This window comes from bacterium (assembly GCA_021372775.1).
Classification (GTDB): domain Bacteria; phylum Acidobacteriota; class Polarisedimenticolia; order J045; family J045; genus JAJFTU01.
In genome coordinates this window covers 1-4,225 of sequence record JAJFTU010000265.1, presented here as the reverse complement: position 1 = coordinate 4,225, position 4,225 = coordinate 1, and the positions used below count along the sequence as shown (strand labels likewise).

Here is a 4,225-nt window from a genome sequence, read left to right as displayed (position 1 = left end):
GCCGTTAGGAATTCATAAACGCCGCCGCTGCGGCGGCTTTCAACGCCTCGACGGCGGGCGTTCGCGCAAATCGAATCGCCGTAGGGGCGGCTGGCGCGCTCCGACGATCGTCGAAACAACGGCGCGACATCGCGCCTGCCGCCCGACGTGAACACAGCACCCCCTTGCCTTTGAACGCCTCAAAGGCAACGGTGCGCGTCATGCACGTCGGGCGGCAGGCGCGGAGGAATCCTGAGCGCGGACACGACGATCGGGGCGCGCCAGCCGCCCCTACAGCGCCGTGCGTTCGTCGTCCGCGGCGGACGCCGCGCGTTCATCGTCCGCGGCGGGCGCCGCGCGTTCGTCGTCCGCGGCGGGCGCCGTGCGTTCGTCGGGCGCGGCGCCGCCCCGCATTTGGGTTGACGCGCGGATGAAATGTAACCATCATTGGTACATATGGCCGCGAACAGCCGTTTCGCCGTGGCGACGCACGTGCTCGTCGCGCTGGCGCACCTCTCCCGCCACGCGCCCCCCGCGCTGCGGCGCGACGACGGGCGCGTGAGCAGCGAGACGATCGCCTCCAGCGTCAACACCAACCCGGTCGTCGTGCGGCGAGTCGTCGCCTCGCTCGTCCGCGGCGGCCTCGTCGAGAGCCATCAGGGCAAGGGGGGCGGGCTGGAACTGGCCGTGCCGCCGGAGCGGATCACGCTGCGCGACGTCTACGACGCGATGGGCGCCGAGCCGGTCTTCGCCTTCAACCCCGCGCCCCCCAATCCGAAATGCCCGGTCAGCGCGCGGATGGCCGACGTCCTCGCCCCCGTGATGGAGGCGTCGCAAGAGGCGGTCCGCGAGCGGCTGCGCAAGATCACCCTCGCCTCGCTGCTGCGCCAAATCTGACCGCCTCCCCGCGCCGCCCCGGCCGGACGATTTTTCCGCTGCCAACTGTTACCGTTCTGCGTACAGTCTCCCACCGGGACGCCGGAAACGAGTCCGGCCCCGAGGAGATGACGCCGATGAGAGCCCGTACCCTGCTGACCGCCGCCGCGCTCGCCCTGCCGCAGTTCGCCTTCGCCGTCGCCCCGCCCCCCGCCGGGGAGTACGCGATCGATCCGGTCCACTCCAAGGTCGGCTTCGAGGTGGCGCACCTCGTGATCTCGTCCGTCGAGGGGAAGTTCCGCGACTTCTCCGGGCTGATCAAGATCGGCGGCAAGCTGGAGGACTGCTCGGTCGAGGCGCGGATCAAGACGGCGTCGATCGACACCGGCGTCGAGGCGCGCGACAACCACCTGCGCAGCGCCGACTTCTTCGACGCCGCCAAGTTCCCCGAGATGACGTTCACGAGCCGCAAGGTCTCGTGGGACGGCTCGACGCTGACGATCGTCGGCGACTTCACGCTCCACGGCGTGACGAAGTCGGTGACCCTCGTCGGGAAGTACTTCGGCGCGATCAATGACCCGCAGATGGGCGAACGGGCGGCGTTCGAGGTCTCGACGAAGATCGACCGGCGCGACTTCGGCCTCGTCTGGAACAAGCTGATCGAGGTCGGCCCGGTCGTCGGGAACGAGGTGACGATCTCGATCAAGGTCGAGGCGGTGCGCAAGGCGCCGACGCCGAAGGCCTGACGCCGCGCCCGCCCCGGGGCGGATCTCCGCCGGGAGACGCGAAATCGCGACGAGGAGCGAATCTGGCCCGCCGGCCGTAGACCCCGGCGGGCCGACGCTTCTATAGTCGCGGGCGGGGAATCCGAAGGGGGGTCGTCCATGGTCGTTCGCCGGCTCGTCTGGGGGGGCGTCGTCTTCTGTCTCGCGGCCGCGTGCGCCGCCTTCGCCGGCGACGAGCGCGCCGCGGCGAAGGTCGCCGCCGCGGCGCCGCCCGCCGCCGCCGATCCGTTCGCCGCGCGGCGCGACCTGAAGCTCGACGCCGCGGGGCGCGCCCTCGCGCCGCAGAAGGTCCGCTTCTCCCGTCTCGAACTCGAGATCGAAGACGGGCAGCTCTTCCCGGTGCGGGCCGCCGCCGGCGAAATCGTCGGCTTCCAGTTCCTCGGCCACGGCGTCTTCCGCCACACCGTCCGCGACCAGGAGGCGCTGCTCACCTTCCGCGCCAACGCCGAGCGGGTCTCCAAGGGCTACGCCTTCGGCGACGACCACGTGCGGGACAAGTTCACGAGCGCCACCGTCCTCTTCGCGCGGCCGGCGTTCGAGGACCTCTGGCGGGACGGCGTCGCGCCCGAAGTCGCGGCCCCGCCGCGCGCCGCCGCGGATCTGGCCGAGACGCTGAAGCTGCTCGACCGGATGCACATGCCGCTGTTCGACCACCTCGCCGGGCAGGCGCTGCTCAACGACGTGGCCGGCCAGCAGTACGTCTACGCCGAGTTCGACGGCGGCGAGGCCGGGCGGACCGGCTACGAGTTCGACGGCGTGAACGGAGGGCGGGAGTGCCTCTTCGGCTTCGCCAACACCGGCGACGGCCGCTTCACGAAGGCCATCTCCTCCGAGCCGCTGGACCGGCCGCTTCCCTGGCGGATCGAACACGCCGACATCGCCCTCGACACGCCGGACAACCAAACGGGGACGATCGCGACGACGCTCCGCCTGCGCACCACCGCGCCGGGGGTGCGCGCGCCGTCGTTCGAGTTGATGAACCACCGCGACCCCGCCGCCCGCTCGTGGCGCGCGACGAAGCGGCTGCTCAACGTCAGGCGCGTCGTGGACGGCCGCGGCCGCGAGCTGCCGTTCTCGCATCGCTATGATGAAATCGTCGTCGATCTCGGCGAGCGGCTGCCGGCCGGGGCCGAGTTCTCGCTGCGCTTCGAGACCGAGGGAGAAGTCCTCGCGGCGGCGAACGGCGAGCACGGCGACAACTACCTCGACCTGTTCCTCGTCCGCTGGTTCCCGCAGGCGGCGGCGGCGACGGAGCAGCGCGGCTTCACGTTCTCGATGTCGCTGCGGACGAAGAAGCCGTTCGTCCCCGTCGCCTCCGGAGACACCGTTTCGCTCGCCGAAGACGGCGACCATTGGCTGCTCAAGACGGCCAGCGACGTTCCGACGTGGCTCCCGGCCGTCTTCGCCGGGAAGTACCTGACGGCGGAGGTCAAGGGGGAGCGCTGGACCGTCCGCGCCCACGCCTACTCCTGGGGAAACAAGGAAGACCGGGAGCGGGTCGCGCGCCTCGGCGCCCAGTTCCTCGAGATCTACGAGAAGATGCTCGGCCCCTACCCCAACAAGGAGCTCGACATCGTCGAGCTGCCGACGATGGACTACTTCGGCGTCAGCCCCGACGGGCTGATCGTCCTGACGTCGCGGTTCTTCGCGCCGCGCGAGTTCCAGCTTCATCAGGACGTCGCGCTCGCCGTCCACGAATGGAATTCGTCCTACGACGAGTACTTCAGCAACCGCGGGCTCAACGCCGTCATCGCCCACGAAATCGCCCATCAGTGGTTCGGCCACAAGGCGTGGCCCGCGCGCGCGGAGGACGCCTGGCTCGACGAGTCGTGCGCCGAATACGCGGCCGGGCTCGCGGTCGGCGTCGCGACCCGCGGCGCGGCGCCCAAGCGGGGCCACGTCAAAGACTTCAAGGGGATGCTCGAAGACTGGCGCGGCTGGAACGACATGGTCAAGGACGACATGGCGATCGCCGCCGCCGGCGGCTCGAACGACGACAACGCGTTCCGGTACCGCACCTACCTCCTCTACAGCCGCGGGCCGCTGGTCCTCCACATGCTGCGCACGCTGATCGGCGACGAGCGGTTCCTCGCCGTCGCCCGCCAGTACCTCGCCGACGCGCAGTTCGGCCCGCGCACGACCGACGACTTCGCCGCCTCCGCGGGAAAGGTGCTGGGAACCGACATGCACTGGTTCTTCGACCAGTGGATCCGTCGCCCCGGGACGCCGACGGTCAAGGTCGAGAAGTCGATCGACGAGACCGGCGCGTCGCCGGTCCTCCGCGTGAAGCTCTCCCAGCCGCGCGGCGCGGCGTTCAAGAGGATCCACGTGCCGTTCGTGCTGACGTTCCCCGACGGCCGGCGCGAAGTCCGCCTCGCCTTCCAGGAGACGCCGACGCAGGAGTTCGCGTTCCCGCTGCCGGCGAAGCCGACGCTCGTCGAGGTGGACCCGGCGCGCAACAATCTCGCGAAGTTCGAATGAACCTCTCTCCCGGAGAACGAACCATGAATCTCGGTCTTTCGGAGATCTTGTTGGTGGCGGCCCTGATGATGGTGCCGCTGTTGATCGGGGCGGTCTTGGTGGCC

Annotated in this window: 3 protein-coding genes; all 3 read left to right on the top strand. The window is 70.2% G+C overall.

Annotation, left to right across the window (positions count from 1 at the left end):
• Positions 1-435 precede the first annotated feature (435 nt).
• The gene (locus LLG88_09375) at positions 436-876 is read left to right on the top strand and encodes an Rrf2 family transcriptional regulator (protein ID MCE5247112.1); all 441 of its coding nucleotides are present in this window, start codon (positions 436-438) and stop codon (positions 874-876) included.
• 116 nt (positions 877-992) lie between these two features.
• The gene (locus LLG88_09370) at positions 993-1,601 is read left to right on the top strand and encodes a YceI family protein (protein MCE5247111.1); all 609 of its coding nucleotides are present in this window, start codon (positions 993-995) and stop codon (positions 1,599-1,601) included.
• A gap of 138 nt (positions 1,602-1,739) precedes the next feature.
• The gene (locus tag LLG88_09365) at positions 1,740-4,121 is read left to right on the top strand and encodes a hypothetical protein (protein MCE5247110.1); all 2,382 of its coding nucleotides are present in this window, start codon (positions 1,740-1,742) and stop codon (positions 4,119-4,121) included.
• The last annotated feature ends 104 nt before the right edge of the window (positions 4,122-4,225 follow it).

Excerpts from the sequence above, each read along its gene's own strand:
- LLG88_09375 (MCE5247112.1), top strand. The coding sequence starts at position 436 with ATGGCCGCGAACAGCCGTTTCGCCGTGGCGACGCACGTGCTCGTCGCG.
- LLG88_09370 (MCE5247111.1), top strand. The coding sequence starts at position 993 with ATGAGAGCCCGTACCCTGCTGACCGCCGCCGCGCTCGCCCTGCCGCAG.
- LLG88_09365 (MCE5247110.1), top strand. The coding sequence starts at position 1,740 with ATGGTCGTTCGCCGGCTCGTCTGGGGGGGCGTCGTCTTCTGTCTCGCG.